This window comes from Pseudomonas sp. GM49 (assembly GCF_000282355.1).
In the GTDB taxonomy this organism is placed as follows: domain Bacteria; phylum Pseudomonadota; class Gammaproteobacteria; order Pseudomonadales; family Pseudomonadaceae; genus Aquipseudomonas.
Genome location: NZ_AKJL01000305.1, coordinates 50,838 through 68,686, shown reverse-complemented (window position 1 = coordinate 68,686; position 17,849 = coordinate 50,838). Strand labels below are relative to the sequence as shown.

19 protein-coding genes and 2 pseudogenes are annotated in these 17,849 nt (G+C 56.2%); 7 read left to right on the top strand and 14 right to left on the bottom strand.

Annotated features, from left to right (window positions below):
- Positions 1-83: 83 nt before the first annotated feature.
- From PMI29_RS02465 to PMI29_RS02475, 3 genes are all read left to right on the top strand, one after another.
- Positions 84-1,076: a 2-hydroxyacid dehydrogenase gene (locus tag PMI29_RS02465; protein WP_008003652.1), complete on the top strand. Its 993-nt coding sequence runs from the start codon at positions 84-86 to the stop codon at positions 1,074-1,076.
- 77 nt (positions 1,077-1,153) lie between these two features.
- A complete protein-coding gene (locus PMI29_RS02470) occupies positions 1,154-1,588 on the top strand; it encodes a hypothetical protein (RefSeq protein WP_007988765.1) in 435 nt (144 codons plus the stop codon).
- Positions 1,588-1,992, top strand: a complete 405-nt coding sequence (locus tag PMI29_RS02475) for an META domain-containing protein (RefSeq protein ID WP_008003650.1) — start codon at positions 1,588-1,590, stop codon at positions 1,990-1,992. The genes PMI29_RS02470 and PMI29_RS02475 overlap by 1 nt, the downstream gene beginning before the upstream one ends.
- 93 nt (positions 1,993-2,085) lie before the next feature.
- Here the strand turns inward: PMI29_RS02475 and PMI29_RS02480 are convergent, their stop codons facing one another.
- Positions 2,086-2,553: a TlpA disulfide reductase family protein gene (locus tag PMI29_RS02480; RefSeq protein ID WP_008003648.1), complete on the bottom strand. Its 468-nt coding sequence runs from the start codon at positions 2,551-2,553 to the stop codon at positions 2,086-2,088.
- 114 nt (positions 2,554-2,667) lie between these two features.
- Here PMI29_RS02480 and arsC point away from each other — a divergent pair, with 114 nt between their 5' ends.
- From arsC to PMI29_RS02495, 3 genes are read left to right on the top strand one after another with little or no spacing between them, the layout of a single operon-like run.
- Positions 2,668-3,021 carry an arsenate reductase (glutaredoxin) gene (gene arsC, locus PMI29_RS02485; protein WP_008003646.1) on the top strand — a complete coding sequence of 118 codons (354 nt, stop codon included), beginning with the start codon at positions 2,668-2,670 and terminating at the stop codon, positions 3,019-3,021.
- A complete protein-coding gene (gene wrbA, locus PMI29_RS02490) occupies positions 3,018-3,614 on the top strand; it encodes an NAD(P)H:quinone oxidoreductase (protein WP_008003645.1) in 597 nt (198 codons plus the stop codon). Before arsC ends, wrbA begins: the two co-directional genes overlap by 4 nt.
- A 1-nt stretch (position 3,615) precedes the next feature.
- Positions 3,616-4,041: a DUF2069 domain-containing protein gene (locus PMI29_RS02495; RefSeq protein ID WP_008003643.1), complete on the top strand. Its 426-nt coding sequence runs from the start codon at positions 3,616-3,618 to the stop codon at positions 4,039-4,041.
- A gap of 102 nt (positions 4,042-4,143) precedes the next feature.
- On the opposite strand, the gene PMI29_RS02500 is transcribed toward PMI29_RS02495, so the two are convergent.
- From PMI29_RS02500 to ttcA (PMI29_RS02510), 3 genes and pseudogenes are all read right to left on the bottom strand, one after another.
- Entirely contained in the window at positions 4,144-4,818 is a 675-nt protein-coding gene (locus tag PMI29_RS02500; RefSeq protein WP_008003641.1) for a DNA-3-methyladenine glycosylase I, read from the bottom strand.
- A 178-nt stretch (positions 4,819-4,996) separates the two neighbouring features.
- Positions 4,997-5,698: pseudogene (gene ttcA / locus PMI29_RS02505) on the bottom strand (tRNA 2-thiocytidine(32) synthetase TtcA); the annotation flags it as partial.
- A 165-nt stretch (positions 5,699-5,863) separates the two neighbouring features.
- Positions 5,864-6,757, bottom strand: coding sequence for a tRNA 2-thiocytidine(32) synthetase TtcA (ttcA, locus tag PMI29_RS02510; protein ID WP_008003639.1), 894 nt, complete (start codon positions 6,755-6,757; stop codon positions 5,864-5,866).
- 647 nt (positions 6,758-7,404) lie between these two features.
- On the opposite strand from ttcA (PMI29_RS02510), the gene PMI29_RS31570 reads away from it, so the two are divergent.
- Positions 7,405-8,220 (top strand): inositol monophosphatase family protein, encoded by an 816-nt coding sequence (locus PMI29_RS31570; RefSeq protein WP_008003637.1) that lies wholly within the window; start codon positions 7,405-7,407, stop codon positions 8,218-8,220.
- A gap of 254 nt (positions 8,221-8,474) precedes the next feature.
- Here the strand turns inward: PMI29_RS31570 and PMI29_RS33220 are convergent, their stop codons facing one another.
- The 10 genes and pseudogenes from PMI29_RS33220 to PMI29_RS02555 all read right to left on the bottom strand — a co-directional run bounded on the left by PMI29_RS33220 (position 8,475) and on the right by PMI29_RS02555 (position 17,823).
- A complete protein-coding gene (locus PMI29_RS33220; protein WP_443216470.1) occupies positions 8,475-9,188 on the bottom strand; it encodes a methyl-accepting chemotaxis protein in 714 nt (237 codons plus the stop codon).
- Between the two features lie 144 nt (positions 9,189-9,332).
- Positions 9,333-9,665 (bottom strand): annotated as a pseudogene (locus PMI29_RS33215) (HAMP domain-containing protein); the annotation flags it as partial.
- Positions 9,666-10,692: 1,027 nt separating this feature from the next.
- Positions 10,693-11,601, bottom strand: a complete 909-nt coding sequence (gene glsB, locus PMI29_RS02520) for a glutaminase B (protein ID WP_008003633.1) — start codon at positions 11,599-11,601, stop codon at positions 10,693-10,695.
- A 278-nt stretch (positions 11,602-11,879) separates the two neighbouring features.
- Positions 11,880-12,242, bottom strand: coding sequence for a RidA family protein (locus PMI29_RS02525; protein WP_007979992.1), 363 nt, complete (start codon positions 12,240-12,242; stop codon positions 11,880-11,882).
- Between the two features lie 73 nt (positions 12,243-12,315).
- The gene (locus PMI29_RS02530; protein WP_008003632.1) at positions 12,316-13,722 is read right to left on the bottom strand and encodes an NAD(P)/FAD-dependent oxidoreductase; all 1,407 of its coding nucleotides are present in this window, start codon (positions 13,720-13,722) and stop codon (positions 12,316-12,318) included.
- On the bottom strand, positions 13,719-14,030 hold the full coding sequence (locus tag PMI29_RS02535; protein WP_007979996.1) for a (2Fe-2S)-binding protein: 312 nt from the start codon (positions 14,028-14,030) through the stop codon (positions 13,719-13,721). Before PMI29_RS02535 ends, PMI29_RS02530 begins: the two co-directional genes overlap by 4 nt.
- Positions 14,023-15,129 carry an NAD(P)/FAD-dependent oxidoreductase gene (locus tag PMI29_RS02540; protein ID WP_008003629.1) on the bottom strand — a complete coding sequence of 369 codons (1,107 nt, stop codon included), beginning with the start codon at positions 15,127-15,129 and terminating at the stop codon, positions 14,023-14,025. Before PMI29_RS02540 ends, PMI29_RS02535 begins: the two co-directional genes overlap by 8 nt.
- Positions 15,126-15,923: an ABC transporter permease gene (locus tag PMI29_RS02545; protein ID WP_007979999.1), complete on the bottom strand. Its 798-nt coding sequence runs from the start codon at positions 15,921-15,923 to the stop codon at positions 15,126-15,128. Before PMI29_RS02545 ends, PMI29_RS02540 begins: the two co-directional genes overlap by 4 nt.
- Positions 15,920-16,780, bottom strand: coding sequence for an ABC transporter permease (locus tag PMI29_RS02550; protein WP_008003627.1), 861 nt, complete (start codon positions 16,778-16,780; stop codon positions 15,920-15,922). The genes PMI29_RS02545 and PMI29_RS02550 overlap by 4 nt, the downstream gene beginning before the upstream one ends.
- The gene (locus tag PMI29_RS02555; RefSeq protein WP_007980003.1) at positions 16,777-17,823 is read right to left on the bottom strand and encodes an ABC transporter ATP-binding protein; all 1,047 of its coding nucleotides are present in this window, start codon (positions 17,821-17,823) and stop codon (positions 16,777-16,779) included. Before PMI29_RS02555 ends, PMI29_RS02550 begins: the two co-directional genes overlap by 4 nt.
- Between the last annotated feature and the right edge of the window lie 26 nt (positions 17,824-17,849).

The following is a 17,849-nucleotide window of genomic DNA, read 5'->3' as shown; positions in this document are numbered from 1 at the left end:
GGCGGCTTGTTTTGCGACGGCTTCGCCGCCAAACGCAGCCTTCGCCAGCTGCTACAGAAAGCTTCAACTCTCAGGGGGACAGCATGCGCACGATTCTTTTCAGCAGCCAGACCTACGACCGCGACAGTTTTCTCGCCGCCGAACTGCCCGCCGGCATCGAGCTGCACTTTCAAGCGGCGCGACTGAGCCTGGATACGGCGGCACTGGCGGAACATCACGAGGTGGTCTGCGCCTTTATCAACGATGATCTCGGCGCCCCGGTGCTCGAACGCCTGGCTGCCGGCGGCACACGTCTGATCGCCCTGCGTTCGGCCGGTTACAACCATGTCGACCTGGCAGCGGCGAAACGCCTGGGACTGGCGATTGTGCGGGTCCCGGCCTACTCGCCTCATGCCGTAGCCGAGCACGCGGTGGGGTTGATCCTGGCGCTCAACCGACGCTTGCACCGTGCCTACAACAGGACCCGTGAAGGCGATTTCAGCCTGCATGGACTGACCGGTTTCGATCTGGTGGGCAAGACCGTCGGCGTGGTCGGCACCGGGCAGATCGGCGCGACTTTCGCCAGGATCATGAACGGCTTCGGCTGTCAGTTGCTGGCCTACGACCCTTACCCCAACCCTCAGGTCGAAGCGTTGGGTGCTCGCTACATGAGCTTGCCTCAACTGCTGGCCGAATCACAGATCATCAGCCTGCATTGCCCGCTCAATGAACAGAGCAAGCATTTGATCAACCGCGAATCCCTGGCGCACATGCAACCGGGTGCCATGTTGATCAACACCGGTCGCGGCGGCCTGGTGGATACGCCGGCGCTGATCGACGCACTGAAGGACGGTCAGCTGGGTTATCTGGGGCTGGATGTCTATGAAGAGGAGGCACAGCTGTTTTTCGAAGACCGCTCCGACCTGCCTTTGCAGGACGATGTGCTCGCGCGGCTGTTGACCTTCCCCAACGTGATCGTCACCGCACACCAGGCCTTCCTGACCCGCGAAGCCCTGGGCGCGATTGCTGCAACCACCTTGCACAATATCGCGTCGTGGATGGCAGGCAAGCCAGAGAATCGTGTGGCGGACGACTGAACCTGATCGAAGGTCGTATGCCCGCCCCATGCTGCGCGCAAGCCCGTGCTAGCATATCGCGCATATTTGGAGGACCCATGGTCGAACACGATTTCCGCTACAGCCTGATGAACCCGCAACACACCCTCACCGAATGCCGCGCCCTGGTGCCGGGGCGTTATCAAGTGACCGGCAACGGCGGCTCGATTCGCAACAACGACGTGCTGGTGGTCACCCTCAAGGGCGCCAAGGACTTGTCCATGCGCCTGACCGTCGAAACGGTTCGCCACCTGATCAACCCGCCTGGTCAATGGGTCGCGGTGGCCAGTGGCCCGGTGTTCGGCGAACTGGCCATCCACACCTGGCAAGTGAACTGCGACAGCTGCGCCAAGGAGCTGAGTTTCGAGTTCGCGGTCGACGCCAAGCTGGGCAACAAGGCCGAAAAACCTGCCGCCACCGCGCGGATTGCCGAGCTGGGCTGGACCACCGTCGGTGAGAAACACCTGTGCCCGAAATGCCAGGAGCCTGCGTGATGAAACGCCTCGCTCTGACCGCCACGGTCGGCGCCAGCCTGCTGGGCTGCGCCGCCGAGCCGGTGCAGCTTGAACACAATCGCAGCTACATTCTGGAATGGATCGGCGAACGGCCGCTGATGGACTACAGCCACCTGACCATCACCCTCGGCGAAGATGGCCGGGCCTACGGCAACGGTGGCTGCAACCACTGGTTCGCGCCGTACACCCTTGAGGGTGAAAAACTGAGCTTCGGCAAAATCGGCAGCACCCGCAAACTGTGCGCGCCGGCGCTGATGGAACAGGAAAGACGCTTCCTTCAGGCGCTGGAAAATGTCCAGCGCTGGGACGTCTCCCCGATCGAGCAGATACGCTTCTGGCCAGCCGAAGGCAAGCCGTTGCGTTGGTGGCTTGAGGAGGGGTGATCCCCCCTCTCCTGCATCCAGGTGAATAACTGTGGCGAGGGAGCTTGCTCCCTCGCCACAAAAGCCCCCGCTACAATGAAAACGATCACCTGATCAGTTTTTAGCCTGCAACGCCTCAAGCTTCGCCAGCACCCCCGCCGCCGTCTGTTCACCCATCAACTGCTCACGCACCTTGCCCTTGTCATCGATGATGTACGTCACCGGCAACGCCTCGCTGCGCGGCAGCTCGAACAGTTCGGAAGGGTCCTGGGCCAGCACCGTGAACCTGATCCCCAGTTTCTCGCTCGCGCCCTTCAGCTCCTGCCCCTGGACGTTGTCGAAGTTGACCCCGAACACACCAATTTTCTTGTCCTTGAGCTGCTCGGCCAAAGTGTTCAATTCCGGAATCTCGGTACGGCACGGTCCGCACCATTCTGCCCAGTAGTTGAGCACCAGCCATTTGCCGTCCAGCCGATCGGCGACGACCTTCTGACCATTCTGGTCGATGCCATAGTCATTACCGCAGCCCCCCAGCATCAACGTTCCGATGATCGCCAATGCCGCTGCCAGTCGCCTTGTCATGTCGTGTTCCTTGTCAAAATTTGAATGCGCCTGCGACCCATCGCCTCTCACGGTTCTGGATTGCGCGCTGCACAGTTAGAATAGCCGCCACCTTACGCAAGATGCGACCCGCTCATGACCGATCTGACGCTTTATCACAACCCGCGCTGCTCGAAATCCCGCGGTGCGCTCGAACTGCTTGAAGCCCGAGGCCTGACGCCGACCGTGGTCCGTTACCTGGAGACTCCGCTGGACGCCACGCAAATCCAGAATCTGCTGGGCAAACTCGGAATCAGCGCCCGGCAATTGCTGCGCACCGGCGAGGACGAGTACAAAACCCTCGACCTGGCCAACAGCAGCCTGAGCGAAGCGCAATTGATCGCCGCCATCGCCGCCCACCCGAAACTGATGGAGCGACCGATTCTCGAAGTCGGTGACAAAGCCGTCATCGGCCGCCCACCGGAGCAGATCCTGGAACTGTTGCCATGAGTGCGCCGTACATTCTGGTTCTGTACTACAGCCGCAGCGGCTCGACCAACGAAATGGCCCGGCAGATTGCCCGTGGCGTCGAACAGGCCGGGCTTGAAGCCCGCCTGCGCACCGTGCCGGCGATCTCCACCGAGTGCGAAGCCGTTTCGCCGGAAATTCCCGACGAAGGTGCGCTGTATGCCAGCCTCGACGACCTGAAGAACTGCGCCGGCCTGGCGCTCGGCAGCCCGACCCGCTTCGGCAACATGGCGGCGCCGCTCAAGTACTTTCTCGATGGCACCAGCAACCTGTGGCTGACCGGCGCTTTGGTCGGTAAACCGGCCGGTGTGTTCACCTCTACAGCCAGCCTGCACGGCGGCCAGGAAACCACGCTGCTGTCGATGATGTTGCCGTTGTTGCACCACGGCATGCTGATCACCGGTCTGCCGTACAGCGAATCGGCATTGCTGGAAACCCAGGGCGGCGGTACGCCATACGGCGCCAGCCACCACGCCGGTGCCGACGGCAAAAGCGGCCTGGATACCCATGAAGTGGCGCTGTGCCGCGCGCTGGGCATGCGCCTGGCCAAGACTGCGCAGAAACTGGAGAGCTGAGGTGGCCAAGAAGCCGAAGATCCTGCCCGCCCTCGAATGGCTCGAACCACGCGTCAAGGCGATGCGCGTCATCAGCCTGCTGTGTTTTTTCGGCCTGGTGGGGCTGCTTTGCGTTTACTACCTGGCGGTCGCCGACCTGCACGGTGCACGCCCTTGGGTGATTCTGTTGATCGAGCTGGTGCCGCTGCTGATTCTGGCGCCGGGGATGATCGTCGGCAGCCCGCGCGGGCATTCGTGGATGTGCTTTGTGGTGAACCTGTATTTCATCAAGGGCGCATTGGCTGCCTATGACCCGAACCGGCAAATCTTCGGCTTGCTGGAGATGGGCGCGAGCCTGGCGGTGTTCTGCTCGGCGCTGTTGTATGTGCGCTGGCGGTACCAGTTGAACCGTAAGCTGGCTGGCGAGGGTGAGATTTCCGTCGCCTGACCAGACGCCTTCGTCGGAACGCCGCCCGGAGCAAGCCCGCTCCCACATTGAAATGCAATCCAATGTGGGAGCGGGCTTGCTCGCGAAGGGGACGACGCGGTCTCAATGATTGACGGTATAAGCCAGCATCATCGAAATCTGGCTCATTGGCCGCCCGCCACTTTCCTCATGCCACTGGTTGAACACGTCCTGCACCAAAGCCAGGTCGCGCAGACTGCTCGGCACCTTGTCGATGATGTCCTGCGCATTCAGCGCCGCCACCACGTCATAGCTCGGTACAAAAGTGTCCTTGCCGATCATGCGCAGGAAGCGCGGGGCTGACAGCCCGCCCAACTGATGGCCGCGTTTTTTCAGGAACGTCCACAGCCCGACGATATCGGTCACCGGCCAGTCGGCGATCAGTGCACCGAAGCTGCCCTTTTCATGGGCCACATCGAGTATGAACTGTGCATTGCGCGGCACACTCTTGAGCTTGCCAAGGTGACGGATGATCCGCGTGTCCTGCATCAGGCGCTCAAGGTGTTCGGAGCTCATCAGCACGACTTTTTCCGGGTCGAACTTGAAGAACACTTCTTCGAAAGCCGGCCACTTGGCATCCACCAGGCTGTGCTTGAGCCCGGCGCGGAATACCCGTAACGCCATCATCGAGAGGTAGCGATCGTCGCTGATCTTGCGCAGTTGCGCCGGAGTCTTGGGAACGGGCAGATGGGCTTCCAGTTCAGCCGCCGAACCGAAGCGGTTCAGACAGTATTCATTGAGCCACTTGTAATCGCGCATGCCCTCTCCTGAGGAATGAAACAAAAACCAAAGTGGGAGCGGGCTTGTGGCGAGGGGGCTTGCCCCCGTTGGGCTGCGAAGCGGCCCCAAGATCTCCGATGTACCAAAGATCTTGTGAGTGCTACGCACTCAAACGGGGGCAAGCCCCCTCGCCACAGGCCCGCTCCCACAGTTTTAATCAGAGGTTGACCACATTGACGAAGCGCGAAGCGGCGCTTTCGTCGATCTTGAGGCTGGTGAAGTCGAACAGGTTGCGGTCCGCCAGTTGCGACGGGATGACGTTCTGCAGACTGCGGAAAATACTCTCGGTACGGCCCGGGGTCTTGCGCTCCCAGTCCTGGAGCATTTCCTTGACCACCTGACGCTGCAGGTTCTCCTGGGAACCACAGAGGTTGCACGGAATGATCGGGAATTGCTTGAAGTCCGAGTAGGCCTGGATGTCTTTTTCGTTGCAGTAGGCCAGCGGGCGGATCACCACGTTGCGGCCATCGTCGGCGCGCAGTTTTGGCGGCATGGCCTTGAGCGAACCGTTGAAGAACATGTTCAGGAAGAACGTTTCGACGATGTCGTCGCGGTGATGACCGAGGGCCATCTTGGTCGCGCCGATTTCGTCGGCGAAGGTGTAGAGCGTGCCGCGACGCAGGCGCGAGCACAGCGAGCATGTGGTCTTGCCTTCCGGGATCAGCTCCTTGACCACCGAGTAAGTGTCTTTCTCGACGATGTGGTACTCGATACCCAGTTCTTTCAGGTAGGCCGGCAGCACGTGTTCCGGGAAACCCGGCTGCTTCTGGTCCATGTTCACGGCCACGATCTCGAACTTGATCGGCGCGACCTTCTGCAAGTGCATCAGCACATCGAGCATGGTGTAGCTGTCCTTGCCTTATAGCTCAAGGCCGACCAACAAAACAGAACATTCATGAACGCAACCTTCTGATTCTATTGAATTTAAAAAATCACACATTTTACAAAAAAAGGCAAAAATGTAAGCTTCATGCATTTTTGACCTCCAAAAACCTCTTCACCCCCAAAAAACCTCATTGAATCTTTACAAAATTTGAACGACATCAATCCAATTTTCAACTCTGGATGAGGAAACCGCTGCGTCTTCAAATTTGTATGGCGGGCGGGCTTCCGATCTATCAATAGAAAGATCTACAAAGTTGAACAGACTACGATCGGCCATCTGGGAAGGTGTTATGTTTTGTAGACTATGAAAGATATTCTCCACGCACCCAGGATTTACCAAATCCCACTCCGCAATCATTGACTTTACTTTTTTCCTTTGGAGATTCTCTTGTGAACCGCAAAGGTTACACGGAATAATAGGATATGCGCTATCAGCAGCAATCTTTGCTATATCTTTTTCTCGGCAGTAGGCGAGCGGCCGAATAACGATATTCCTCTTATCATCACTAAGAAGCTTGGGCGGCATCCCTTTCAACTGCGCTTGAAAAAACATATTGAGGAACAAAGTCTCAACCATATCATCCATATGATGCCCGAGCGCCAATTTCGTAGCACCAATTTCCTCGGCAAAACTATAAAGCGTCCCCCTTCTTAGCCTGGAACAAAGAGAGCACGTTGTTTTACCTTCAGGAATCTTCTGCTTAACAACAGAGTAAGTATCTTTATCAATTATATAATAATCGATACCTTTACTCTCAAAATACTCAGGTAAGACATGCTCAGGAAAACCCGGCTGCTTCTGGTCGAGATTCACAGCTACAACACTAAATTTTATTTGCGCAACGCGTTGCAAATGTAACAATGCATCTAGCATTACAAAAGAATCTTTGCCACCACTCACGCACACCATCACTTTATCGCCGTCTTCGATCATTGCGTAATCTACAACAGCCTTCCCAACATTTCCGCGCAACTTTTTACGTCGAAGCTCCGCAGTCTTATTTGTCTGAGATGCATTTTCATCGATTATCATATAACTAATTTCCGACTAAAAATTCAAACACAACCTTAAATAAAAAATTTGCCATCCCAAAACACTGCACACCATTTGAGATAGTCAGCCACCACCAAAACCAAACACAGAAATAAACTCCTAGCAAAAACACACTTGAGACTAAGCTCTTAACATCCAACCCATACACTCAAACAACACGAAACAAAGGTATGCTTGGCGATATCTGACCTTTTTGCATCATAACAAAATTATATCTACGTTTTATAGTGGGCCCTGACCAACGCATTGCTTTTTGCTTGACCAGGGCGCAACAGTCAATGACGGTAGCACAGGCTACCGCCCGTCACGAGGCCTGTTCAACCCTACAGACGCCTGAGGCGACAGTTAGCAGCTGACATTTGGGACGGCTACAGCCGTTGAGATCGAACCGACAGTGCATCCCGGATCACCAAGCGAAGCTTACGGTGGTGTTTAGCGCGTCTGCGAGACTGTCACTGGTCATATCCAATGCAACAGTCAAATGGAGTGCAAATGCCTGATTAAACGTCATACTGTGCCGTAGCTTATGTAGCAAGACGTCTCACCTTAGTTTGCGCACCACTGCTTAGGATGCATCGCAGCTACTTTGGAGGCACTCTTTGAACAATTAATTTTTATTGAGCATTATGACTACCCCCGATCTAACAGAACTTCTCACTCACGCTATCAAGATTATTGAACGAGCAGGCATTTTGCTCTCCGAAGAGTGGAATCTTCCGGATGGACCTCGTGGCCAGGAAGATAAGGCCGTGATTGATGTGGAAATTGAGAATCTTTTGAGACCAGAACTTCTCAGCTTGCTTAGCTGCGACTTTTGGGGTGAGGAGACGGGACACATCCTTACGGGGCATGCTTGGTGCTGGGTTGTTGACCCTAACGATGGCACGAGTGACTTTCTAAAGGGCTTAAAAGGGTCTGCCATATCGGTGGGACTACTGCATAACAATATCCCGGTACTTGGGGTGGTATATGCCCCTGTTACTCCTGAGGGGTTTCCCGACTGCATCGGATGGGCGGAGGGTATTCCCCATTTGATTCGAAACGGTCAATCAGTAAATGCGGGCCTTGCTGATCAAAAATTGTCGAGCGGCAGCACAATCATGGTCAGTGCTGCGGCGATAAATAAACCGGAACTCAATCGAGAGATGTGCGCTCCGGGGAGCTTTCATGCAATGCCATCAATCGCATACAGACTGGCTAGAGTAGCCGCAGGCGACGGTGTATGCGGTGTCTCGCTCTACGCAGTTTCAGCACATGATGTTGTAGCGGGCCACGCGCTGTTGAGAGGCGCGGGTGGTGTGCTGCTGGACGAAAATGGTTCCGCAATCTGCTATGCGACGGAGGCCAGTATGACAAGCGTATCGCAGCGATGCTTTGGTGGAGCACCTTCCGTCTGTCACGAACTAACAACTCGTAAATGGGGTCGGGTTCTCCAAGCCTAGCCTCACTGATCATTCACATTTAGATGGCCGACCTGAAGGCGGCCACACTAGGATACGTAATCGTCCAGACACTCCGGCAGCAACGTGACTTGCGTCCGAGCCTCACCTTCAATGAATCGCGTCATGGTCGTCCCCGCCACGATCTCGACGATCTGAAGTTGAAACAATCGCAGGCGTTTCCATACGGCCTGGGTCGATTCACAACAGACAATATTGATTACAATTGTCTGGGTTTCACTGCGCCACCAGCTAGCTCACATCTTAAAATTGGCAATCAGCCCGTGTAAGTTCCGCGTCATCTCAGCGACCTCATTGCTGATTTTTACCGTGCTATCCGCTTGGCTCGCGGTGCTTTCACTAAGAGCTTTAATTTCAAAAGCATTTTGCTCAACCCCTTGTACAACATTGGCCTGCTGTTCTGTTGCTGAGGCAATCTGGATGTTGTGATCGATGATTTGATTCATGCCGCAGGTAATGTCGTCAAAGAACCCGGCCGCTCGAGATACTTCCTCAACCGTCGCGGATGCATTCGTATGGCAGCTACGGATGGTCGCGACAGCGCTGAATACCTGTTGCTGCAGGCGGGTAATATTGCTGTAGATCTCGCCTGTCAATTTATGCGAGTGAATGGCCAGGCTACGTACTTCATCAGCGACCACGGCAAAGCCTCGGCCTTGATCCCCGGCTCGCGCCGCCTCGATGGCCGCATTCAGAGCTAGCAGATTTGTCTGTTCAGAAACACTTTTAATCAGCCCAACCGCTTTAGAGATTGCCTGGCTTTCATTTTCCACAGCATGGATGGCATTGAGTGAGTCGTTGAGTTCTTGGAATAAGTCGTTGATTCCCGCCACTGCTCGGCCAACCTGAATGCTTCCGTCGCGACATTTCTGGCCCGCCTGGCTCGCTTTGTCGGCGGTGGTGTTGGAGTTGGTACTGACCTCCTGCACGCTGCTTACCAACTCGCTCATCGAGGTGGCGATTAACTCGAGTTTGGTCGCTTGATGTCCTACGCTTTGCTGGGATGAAAGCGCGTGCTCGCTGACATTCACAGCTTTATCTTGCGTTGAGGATGAGAAATTTTTGACCTCGGTTATTAGTTCACGCATACGTACTTGCATGAGGTTGAAGTCTTCTGCCAGATCACTCAGCTCATCACGGCCCGAGGGCTTTATGGTGGATCGGAGATCTCCATCAGCCAGAAGGCGCGTCGCTTCAGAGATTTCACGAATGGCTCGTCGCACAGACAGGTAAAAACCGATAAACAGGTAGATTATCGTGAAGACCGTCGCAAGCAGAGCGAGAGCCCAGAGCACAAGCTTACGCTGGTGGCTTGCCAGGCGAGCATGAAGCTGATCACCGGTTTCTGACAAAACTAGTTGCGTGGCATTGTCCAGCTTTTCAACAAAAGGAACGTACTCGTTGAACCTTTCAAGCCACGTATCCATCAACTCTTGGTAGACCGAACCGGATAACGCGTACGAGTCGATGATGCTGGATTTGTATTTGGACGCTGTTTCTTGAGCAGTATCAGCGATGAGTGCACGTGCTTCGCTATTGCCTACCCCATTATTGCGCGCCTGAACAAACTGATCAAAATTGTTTAGTTGATTCACAACCGTTGGTTTTGTAGACGAATCAACATAACCATAGGCGGTGACATAACTCGCATAACTCCGAGTCTGCCCGAGGACTTGATATAGGGGCAGAATCTCATCGGTTAGCAACGCCATGTTGCGGTAGACAAGAGAGTCTGCGTCCTGGCTCAGCCGAGCGGATGCGGCAATTTCCTTAATGGCACTCAAACGCATTTGCAGCGCTCGGACTTGCTCATTATATTGCATGCTCAAAAGCTTCGAACCTTTAGCCTTCGGCACCTGAGAATCCGTATTGACGAGGTGATCGAAGAACGGGCTGTTCCCCAACCACTCATTTAGCTCCAATGTTTGTAGTTTGAGTGCATCACCTTGGCGGGTTATGACACCTTCGACGTCAGGCTTGTTTCGTGCGTACGCTACCACCTGAAGACCGGCGAGTTCCGTAGCACTCCTGTACTCAGACAAGCTTTTACCAACTGCTTCAAGGCCTAGTAGTTCGAGATGGGTCGCTTGGCGTTCCTTATAAAGACTTTCCAATTTATCGAATGATAGCCAGCAGAATGGAAGCATAAATACCGAGAATATCAGCGTAAATTTCTGCAGGTATCGCGCCCGATTCATTAGAGTTAGAACTGGTCTGAACATCACTACTCCTAAGCATGGACTTTATTGTTTTCAGGAGAGAGCCGTAGGCAGCTAAAAGGCGCCGCTTTGTTACTACTGAATATTGTATTCATGGCTTTGCCAATATCGGCAGCTGAGCCATTCTTGAAGTCGAAACCTTTGACGTAGCAGGTCATGAAGCTCAAACCTGTAACGCCGCAAGGCGCCATAGTAAAAACCCTACTCACTCTCTGTTAGTGAGCCAGCCCGCTAATCAGAACACGGACCACCCAATCCGCGAACTCAACAACTCCAGCGCCGCCATCCCGGCGAGGGAGTTGCCAGCAGCATTTAACTCCGGCGACCACACGCATACGGTAAATTGACCCGGCACGATGGCCACAATCCCGCCACCCACGCCACTCTTGCCTGGCAACCCCACGCGGTAGGCGAAATTTCCTGCTTCGTCATACAACCCGCTAGTAGCCATGATTGAGTTCACCTGCTGGGTCTGGCGCCGGGTCAGAATTTGCTCACCGCTGTGCTTGCAGAAGCCATCGTTGGCCAGAAAACAGAACGCTCGGGCCAAGTCGAGGCAATTCATTTGCAACGCGCAGTAACTGAAATAGCTGCGCAGAACAGTCTCGACCTCGTTATGGAAGTTACCAAATGACTGCATCAGGTAAGCCATGGCAGCGTTGCGCGCGCGGAATTGATACTCTGAATCAGCCACACGGGTATCGATCGACACTTGGGGATTGCCAGATAGCCGTCGTGCGAAATCACGCATCGACAACGTGGGTGCTGCGAAGCGCGACTGGTTGATATCGCAGATCACCAACGCACCCGCATTGATAAAGGGATTACGTGGGCGCCCGCGCTCGAACTCCAGCTGCACCAGCGAATTGAACGGCTGGCCTGAGGGCTCATGACCAAGCCGCTCCCAAATGGCTTCACCGGAGTGGCCAATCGCCTGAACCAGGCTGAACACTTTGGAAATACTTTGTACCGAAAACGGCACCAGCGCGTCGCCTGCGCAGTGATAGCTGCCATCGTTGCCATATACCGCGATGCCCAACTGCTGCGCCGGCACGTCGGCCAGCGCGGGAATGTAGTCAGCCACTTTGCCCTTGCCGATCAAGGGACGTACTTCGTCGAGAATCTCGTTCAACAGCGTTTTCATGGAAGGCCCTGTTATCAGTTCTCCGATGACACAACGCGGTACCATCCTTAACGAAGACTGAGTGGGAGATCACACATTCGGAGTGAAATGGCGGCAGTGATCCCGTATGTAACAATGCTCTGAGAGTCGCCAGTATCTCCATCGGGAAGCTTTGAGGGAGGGTTTGGTTAGATGCAAACAGCTCTATCACACGGGGGCTGTATTACTAGCCAAAAGAATTAACCCCTCCGCCCACGCTGTCATCCCAAGCGAGGGATAACGTACTTTCTAAGACACAATCAGTCGCATGCAGCGACTACAGACATTTCCACACGTAAGTCAGGGCTAGCCATCAGTGCTTGCACCGTGGCACGGGCTGGCGTGTGCTCGGGGTTGATCCAAGATTCCCATGCCACGTTCATAGTGGCGAAATCCTCCATAGTCTTCAGATAGATTGTTGTGGAGAGAATTCGGGTCTTATCGCTGCCGGCTTCAGCCAGCAGGTTGTCGATTTTCGCCAGGACGGCCTGAGTCTGTTCGGTGATGTTGCCGCTTGCAAACTCTCCTCCGGAGGCGGTTTGTCCGCTCAAATAAACTACCCCGGAGTGGATTACGATTTTGCTCATTCTTGGGCCAGTTTGGATGCGTTGGATCGTAGACATTCAGTACTCCTTGGTAAGGAAAGCCACTAAAACAGTGGCGATAAAGGCTTAGGTAATTAGAGATGGGGCGAAGTCAATGCGGCGGCTCGACCGGCCCTGGCTGAGCCAGCATCGCCAGCGACCCCAATGGGACCGGTTTGAGCGGTGAACGTATATGGTATGCGCCGACCTCTACTGGGGTAGTTCCAGAACTGCTGGCCAGCAGTTGAGTTACGGTCAGCCCGCACATCCGCCCCTGGCAAGGTCCCATACCGCAGCGGCTGAAGAACTTGGTTTGGTTCGGACCTTTGCATCCCAAACGAGCCATCTCGCGGATCTGCCCAGCGGTCACCTCTTCGCAGCGGCATACCACAGTGTCGTCACTCGGTTCGGTCAGCCACTTGGGTGGACGGTAAAGCGCATCCAGGAAAGGCCTGATCCGCAGTTGTCGTGCCAATTGGGCGCGTAACGGAGCCGCCTGGGCTTCAGCATTCCTTACGTCGAGCTTGCCCAGCGCGAGCGCTGCGCCTATCGCGGCCAACTCACCAGCTGGCTCTGCCGCCAGTGCACCGCCGATAGCAGCTCCGTCACCGGCAATGCGCAAGCCTGCCAGCGATGTTTGACCCCAGGCATCTAGGCGAGGCCGCCAAGCAAGTTGTTCAACGTCCCAGTCGTGTTCGACTCGCATTAGGCGACTGAGCTGGGTATTGGGCACTACCCCGTGGTGCAGCAGGATGGTCTCGGCTTCGTATTGCCATTCGCGACCCTCGGCGCGGAACACCAGCGCCTCGGCCTGCTGCTGGCCTTCCACACGTAAATCGTGGGCGGCAGTGTGCACCGGCACACCGGCCTTCCGGAGTTTCATCAACATGCGCAAGCCTTTAACCAAGTAAGCCGGTGCCCCCAACGCAGCAGGCAAGTGGCGCAAGGCACGGACCAAGTTGCCATGCGGCGAGGTCTGTACGATAGCGCGCACATCCACCCCGGCGTCGAGCAATTGGCATGCAACCAACAGCAGCAATGGTCCAGCACCTGCCAACACCACCCGTCCAGCCGGTACGCTGGAACCGCTTTTTAGCGCAATCTGAGCTGCACCGGCTGTAAGTACCCCTGGCAGGGTCCATCCGGGAATTGGCGAAGGGCGCTCCAAAGCCCCCGTGGCAGCGATCAACTGCGGCGCACGTACTTGGAACGACTTGCCAAACTGCTGAACTGTCAACGTCAGGTCGCGCGCCACATCCCACACCAGCGCGCCATATTTGATGTCTATCGATGCCCGCTCTGCACGTGCGGCCAAGCCTTCGCCATGGCGATAGTCTTTGCCCAATAGCTCAGCCACCGCTGGCGGTATCGCGGAGATGTTGCGGTAGATTTGACCGCCAGGCCCTACCTGCTCATCTAACAGCAAGGTGCGAAGCCCCTGTGCTTTAGCAGTCATGGCGGCTGACAGCCCCGCTGGACCCGCGCCGATCACGATCACATCATGGGTAAAGTCGCTCATGCTCGGGCCTCCGCTTGGCGTGCACCATGCATCCGCCTCACCTGCATACCAGCGCGGACCTGTACCATACAGGCCTGCACGTTGGGCTGACCGTCCACTTCCACCAGACATTCAAAGCAGGCGCCCATTAGGCAAAACGGCATGCGCGGCGAACCCGATACCGCTGAGTGACGAAAAGGTTCGTCGGCATGGGTCAGTAGAGCAGTGGCCAAGGTTTCACCAGCACGGGCCGCCAGCGGTTGCCCGTCGACCCAGATCTGCACCTGGGCCGGTTGTTGCGCCACGGGGAGCGTGATCGGCTTAAACATGGAAGCGGTCCGTCTTAAAGGTTTTGATCGATGCCGGTTCGTCTCCACCACGCAGCCAGCGCACCAGCGCTGTCGTATGGGCCGAAGCCAGAGTAATGCCGCTATGGCAGGTCACTAGGAACGCACCAGGATATTGGGTGGACTGTTGATAAATTGGCAGGCCATCAGGTGTCATCACTCGCAATGCGCCCCAGGTGCGTACCACGTTGGCGTTTTCCAGCAGGGGATAAATCTGCCGCGCACGATCGGCGATACGTGCCAATTGTTCCAGGGAAGTACTGTCGTCTAGCCCTACGTCTTCCTTGGAGTCTCCGATCTGCACCACACCTTCGCCAGTTTGGCGGATCACACCGGAAGGAAACTTGAGGAACGGTTTCATCCGTTCGGTCACCAGGATCTGCCCCCGGTTCGGCTCGATAGGAGCATCGATACCGACCATCGGCGCTAGATGACGGTTGCCAAGGCCCGCAGTCAGCACTATGCGGTCGGCCACATGCTCCACCCCCGCTGCCCATACATGAAAGCCATCGGAGAGCTTCTGGATGCGCTCGCAGCGAGCGGGATTGATTAGCTCCCCACCCAGCGCACGAAAGGCGGCGAACAGAGCCCGCAGCAAACGAAGCGGGCTAACATGACCATCCAGGTTGCTAAACGTAGCCCCCACCACTTTTGGGCCGATGTGCGGCTCCAGAGCCCGAAGCGCAGCGTGGTCTAGCACCTCGTAGGGATAGGGTTCTCCCAACGCCAACCGTAGTGACTCCATGCTTGCGACTCGCTGCTCCAACTCCTGCTCGCTTAAGCAAAAGTGCAGTCCACCGTTTTGTTCCAGCTCCAGTGAAATGCCAGTGCGGTCCGTCAGATCCTGCGCGAATGCCTGCCAGCCCTTCGCTGAATGCATTGTCCAGCGCGCATAGTTCGGGCTGCTTACACCCTTCCCCTGTACCCACACCAAGCCGAAATTCCCGCGGGCAGCACGGAAGGCATCGTCTCCCTCATCCAACACCCGAACGCGCTCCCCTGCCAATGCCAGGCCGTAAGCGATAGACATCCCTACCACGCCGCCGCCAATAACCAGGGTATCGATGCTCGTTTTGTTCATGAGGTCTTACCTGCCAATACCCGATCCAGCCCATAGAAGCGGTCTAGCAGGATCATCAACACCAGGGTCAGCACGATCAGCACCGTCGACACTGATGCCAGCAGTGGGTCGATGGTGTTGGCGATGTAGTTGTACATCTTCACCGGCAGGGTTTCGGTGCTAGCAGAAGCTACGAAAATTGACATCGTCAGCTCGTCAAAGCTGTTGATAAATGCAATCAGCCAACCGCCCGCCACACCTGGGATAATCAGCGGCAGCTCAATGCGCCAGAATACCGTCCAGGCCGAAGCACCCAGCGACTGAGCCGCTTGCGAAGTGCTGCGATCAAAGCCCGTAGCCGCAGCCACTACCAAGCGCAGCACATAAGGCAGCACCACGACCGTGTGGGCAGCAGTAAGCCCCCAGAAGGTGCTGGAGCCGCCGATCGCCGTCAGAAAGCGCAATAGGGCGATACCCAGCACGACATGGGGCACCATCAGCGGTGACATCAGCGCGCCAAGCACCACTTCACGCCCTGGGAAGCGATGCCAAGCGATAGCCATACCGGCTGGTACTGCTAGTAAAGTGGCTAAAGTAGCGGCTATCGCTCCCAGCCCTAGGCTGCGATAAAACGGCGTGATGAAACTGTCATCGCTGAGCATGGCCGTGTACCAGCGCCACGACGCTCCGTCAAAGGGCATGGCGATGTAACCCTTGTCGGTGAACGACACCAGCACCACTACCACCAGGGGAGCGAGCATGAAGGTGATGAACAGGCCATGGAACACCAGTAGCCATCGAGAGGTTCTGTTCATTGGAATACCTGCTTGTAACGACGCTCGACCAGACGGTTGATACCCATCGACACACCCATTACCAGCACCAACAGCACCACTGCCAGAGTGGCACCCAGCGGCCAGTTGAGGTTGCCAAGGAACTCGTCATATATAGTGGTGGGTACGACCTTGAGTCGACGGCCACCGATGATGGCGGGCGTAGCGAAGGCACTGGTGGCCAATGCGAAAACGATCAACCCTCCGGATAGAACACCCGGAATCACTTGGGGAAAGACGATACGACGCATAATAGTAAGCAGACCCGCTCCAAGCGACTCGGCTGCCTGTTCGGTGGCCGGATCAAGCTTCTGTATCGAAGCCCATACTGCCAGTACCATGAACGGCACCAGTACATGCACCATGGCGACTACTACCCCGCCAAAGGTAAACATCATCTTGATTGGCGAATCGATGAGGCCCAGTTCCATCAGGGTCTTGTTGATCACACCTTCGTTGCCGAGCAGGATCGCCCAACCCAATGTGCGCACCACTACCGAAACCAGCAACGGACCCAACACGATCACAATAGAGATCGCCCGCCAGCGCGGTGACAACCGGCTCAACACGTAGGCCTCCGGCACCCCGATAACAATGCATAAGGCTGTTACCAGTATTGCCATACCGAAAGTACGGGCGAAGATGGAGTAGTAGTAGCTGTCGCTGAGCACGTCGGTGTAGTTGCCCAGAGTTATCTGGGCACTCACCGCGCCGCCGGGTAGGTAGCTATAGAAGCTCAATGACAGCATGATCATCAGAGGCAAGGCCACGAAGGCCAGCGCCATCAGCATGCCAGGACTTGCCAGCCAATAAGGCAAGGCGCTGCGGGAGCAGCTCATACCTTGCCTCCTGCCCGCGGTGCCAGCCGGGCATGTTCGGCCTGCCAGCTCAGGCCGACATCGTCGCCCTCAGCCACTTGCGGGAGACCGTTGTTAGGCAGAGTAACCTGCATCATGCCCAGCGTCGTTTGCACTTGGTACAACCAGTGGTTGCCAAGGAACACCCTTGCGCTAACTTTACCCCGCAGCAGAGCGCTCTGATCGGTAAATTTAATTTTCTCCGGACGCACGATATAGGACAGCTCACCAACACCTTGGTCGTTTGAGGGCAGCTTATGACCCCGTGTTTCAAACATCGCGCCAGCCTGTGTGCGCGTGCCGTCGAATACGTTGGCTTTGCCCAGGAAGGTCGAAGAAAAGCGGCCGCTGGGGCGTTCGTACATGTCCAGCGGGCGGTCAACCTGTTCGATCTCACCTTTGTTCATCAGCACTACGCGGTCAGACAGGGTCATTGCCTCTGCCTGATCGTGTGTAACCATGATCGTGGTCACTCCAACCCTGTGTTGCAGGGCACGTAGCTCGATCTGCATCTCTTCGCGCAGCTTTGCATCCAGTGCGCCCATCGGCTCATCGAGTAGCAGCACAGGTGGTTGGATGGCCAAAGCGCGAGCTAAGGCGACGCGCTGACGTTGGCCACCAGACAGCTCGCGCGGGTAACGCTCGGCCAGGGCCTCAAGGTGTACCAGATTCAAGGTGGCTTTAACCCGCTGGCGACGCTCGGCGGCAGGTAGGCCCTGCATCTCAAGGCCGAAAGAGACATTGTCTGCCACAGTCATATGCGGGAATAGCGCGTAGCTCTGGAAAACGATGCCCAGCCCGCGTTGGCTGGGTTTGACCTGGGTGATATCTCGCCCGTCAAGGATGATCCGCCCACGGGTTGGCTGCGCGAACCCCGCCACCATCTGCAAGGTGGTGGTTTTGCCGCAGCCGGAAGGGCCGAGCAAGCTGACGAATTCTCCCTTTTCAATGTGCAGGGTGGTATCTACGACTGCGGCAAAATCACCGTAGTGCTTGGAAATGCCTTCTAACTTTAAGAAGCTCATGAGTCTTGCCTCACTACAGCGGTAGT

Bases quoted from the DNA above. Each gene is read 5' to 3' on its own strand.
- PMI29_RS31570 (WP_008003637.1), top strand. From the start codon at position 7,405: ATGACTACCCCCGATCTAACAGAACTTCTCACTCACGCTATCAAGATT.
- PMI29_RS02535 (WP_007979996.1), bottom strand. From the start codon at position 14,030: ATGTTTAAGCCGATCACGCTCCCCGTGGCGCAACAACCGGCCCAGGTG.
- PMI29_RS02465 (WP_008003652.1), top strand. From the start codon at position 84: ATGCGCACGATTCTTTTCAGCAGCCAGACCTACGACCGCGACAGTTTT.
- PMI29_RS02500 (WP_008003641.1), bottom strand. From the start codon at position 4,818: ATGCGCGATTACAAGTGGCTCAATGAATACTGTCTGAACCGCTTCGGT.
- arsC (WP_008003646.1), top strand. From the start codon at position 2,668: ATGACCGATCTGACGCTTTATCACAACCCGCGCTGCTCGAAATCCCGC.
- PMI29_RS02470 (WP_007988765.1), top strand. From the start codon at position 1,154: ATGGTCGAACACGATTTCCGCTACAGCCTGATGAACCCGCAACACACC.
- wrbA (WP_008003645.1), top strand. From the start codon at position 3,018: ATGAGTGCGCCGTACATTCTGGTTCTGTACTACAGCCGCAGCGGCTCG.
- glsB (WP_008003633.1), bottom strand. From the start codon at position 11,601: ATGAAAACGCTGTTGAACGAGATTCTCGACGAAGTACGTCCCTTGATC.
- PMI29_RS02530 (WP_008003632.1), bottom strand. From the start codon at position 13,722: ATGAGCGACTTTACCCATGATGTGATCGTGATCGGCGCGGGTCCAGCG.
- PMI29_RS02540 (WP_008003629.1), bottom strand. From the start codon at position 15,129: ATGAACAAAACGAGCATCGATACCCTGGTTATTGGCGGCGGCGTGGTA.
- PMI29_RS33220 (WP_443216470.1), bottom strand. From the start codon at position 9,188: ATGAGCGAGTTGGTAAGCAGCGTGCAGGAGGTCAGTACCAACTCCAAC.
- PMI29_RS02550 (WP_008003627.1), bottom strand. From the start codon at position 16,780: ATGAGCTGCTCCCGCAGCGCCTTGCCTTATTGGCTGGCAAGTCCTGGC.
- PMI29_RS02525 (WP_007979992.1), bottom strand. From the start codon at position 12,242: ATGTCTACGATCCAACGCATCCAAACTGGCCCAAGAATGAGCAAAATC.
- PMI29_RS02475 (WP_008003650.1), top strand. From the start codon at position 1,588: ATGAAACGCCTCGCTCTGACCGCCACGGTCGGCGCCAGCCTGCTGGGC.
- ttcA (WP_008003639.1), bottom strand. From the start codon at position 6,757: ATGATAATCGATGAAAATGCATCTCAGACAAATAAGACTGCGGAGCTT.
- PMI29_RS02555 (WP_007980003.1), bottom strand. From the start codon at position 17,823: ATGAGCTTCTTAAAGTTAGAAGGCATTTCCAAGCACTACGGTGATTTT.
- PMI29_RS02480 (WP_008003648.1), bottom strand. From the start codon at position 2,553: ATGACAAGGCGACTGGCAGCGGCATTGGCGATCATCGGAACGTTGATG.
- PMI29_RS02545 (WP_007979999.1), bottom strand. From the start codon at position 15,923: ATGAACAGAACCTCTCGATGGCTACTGGTGTTCCATGGCCTGTTCATC.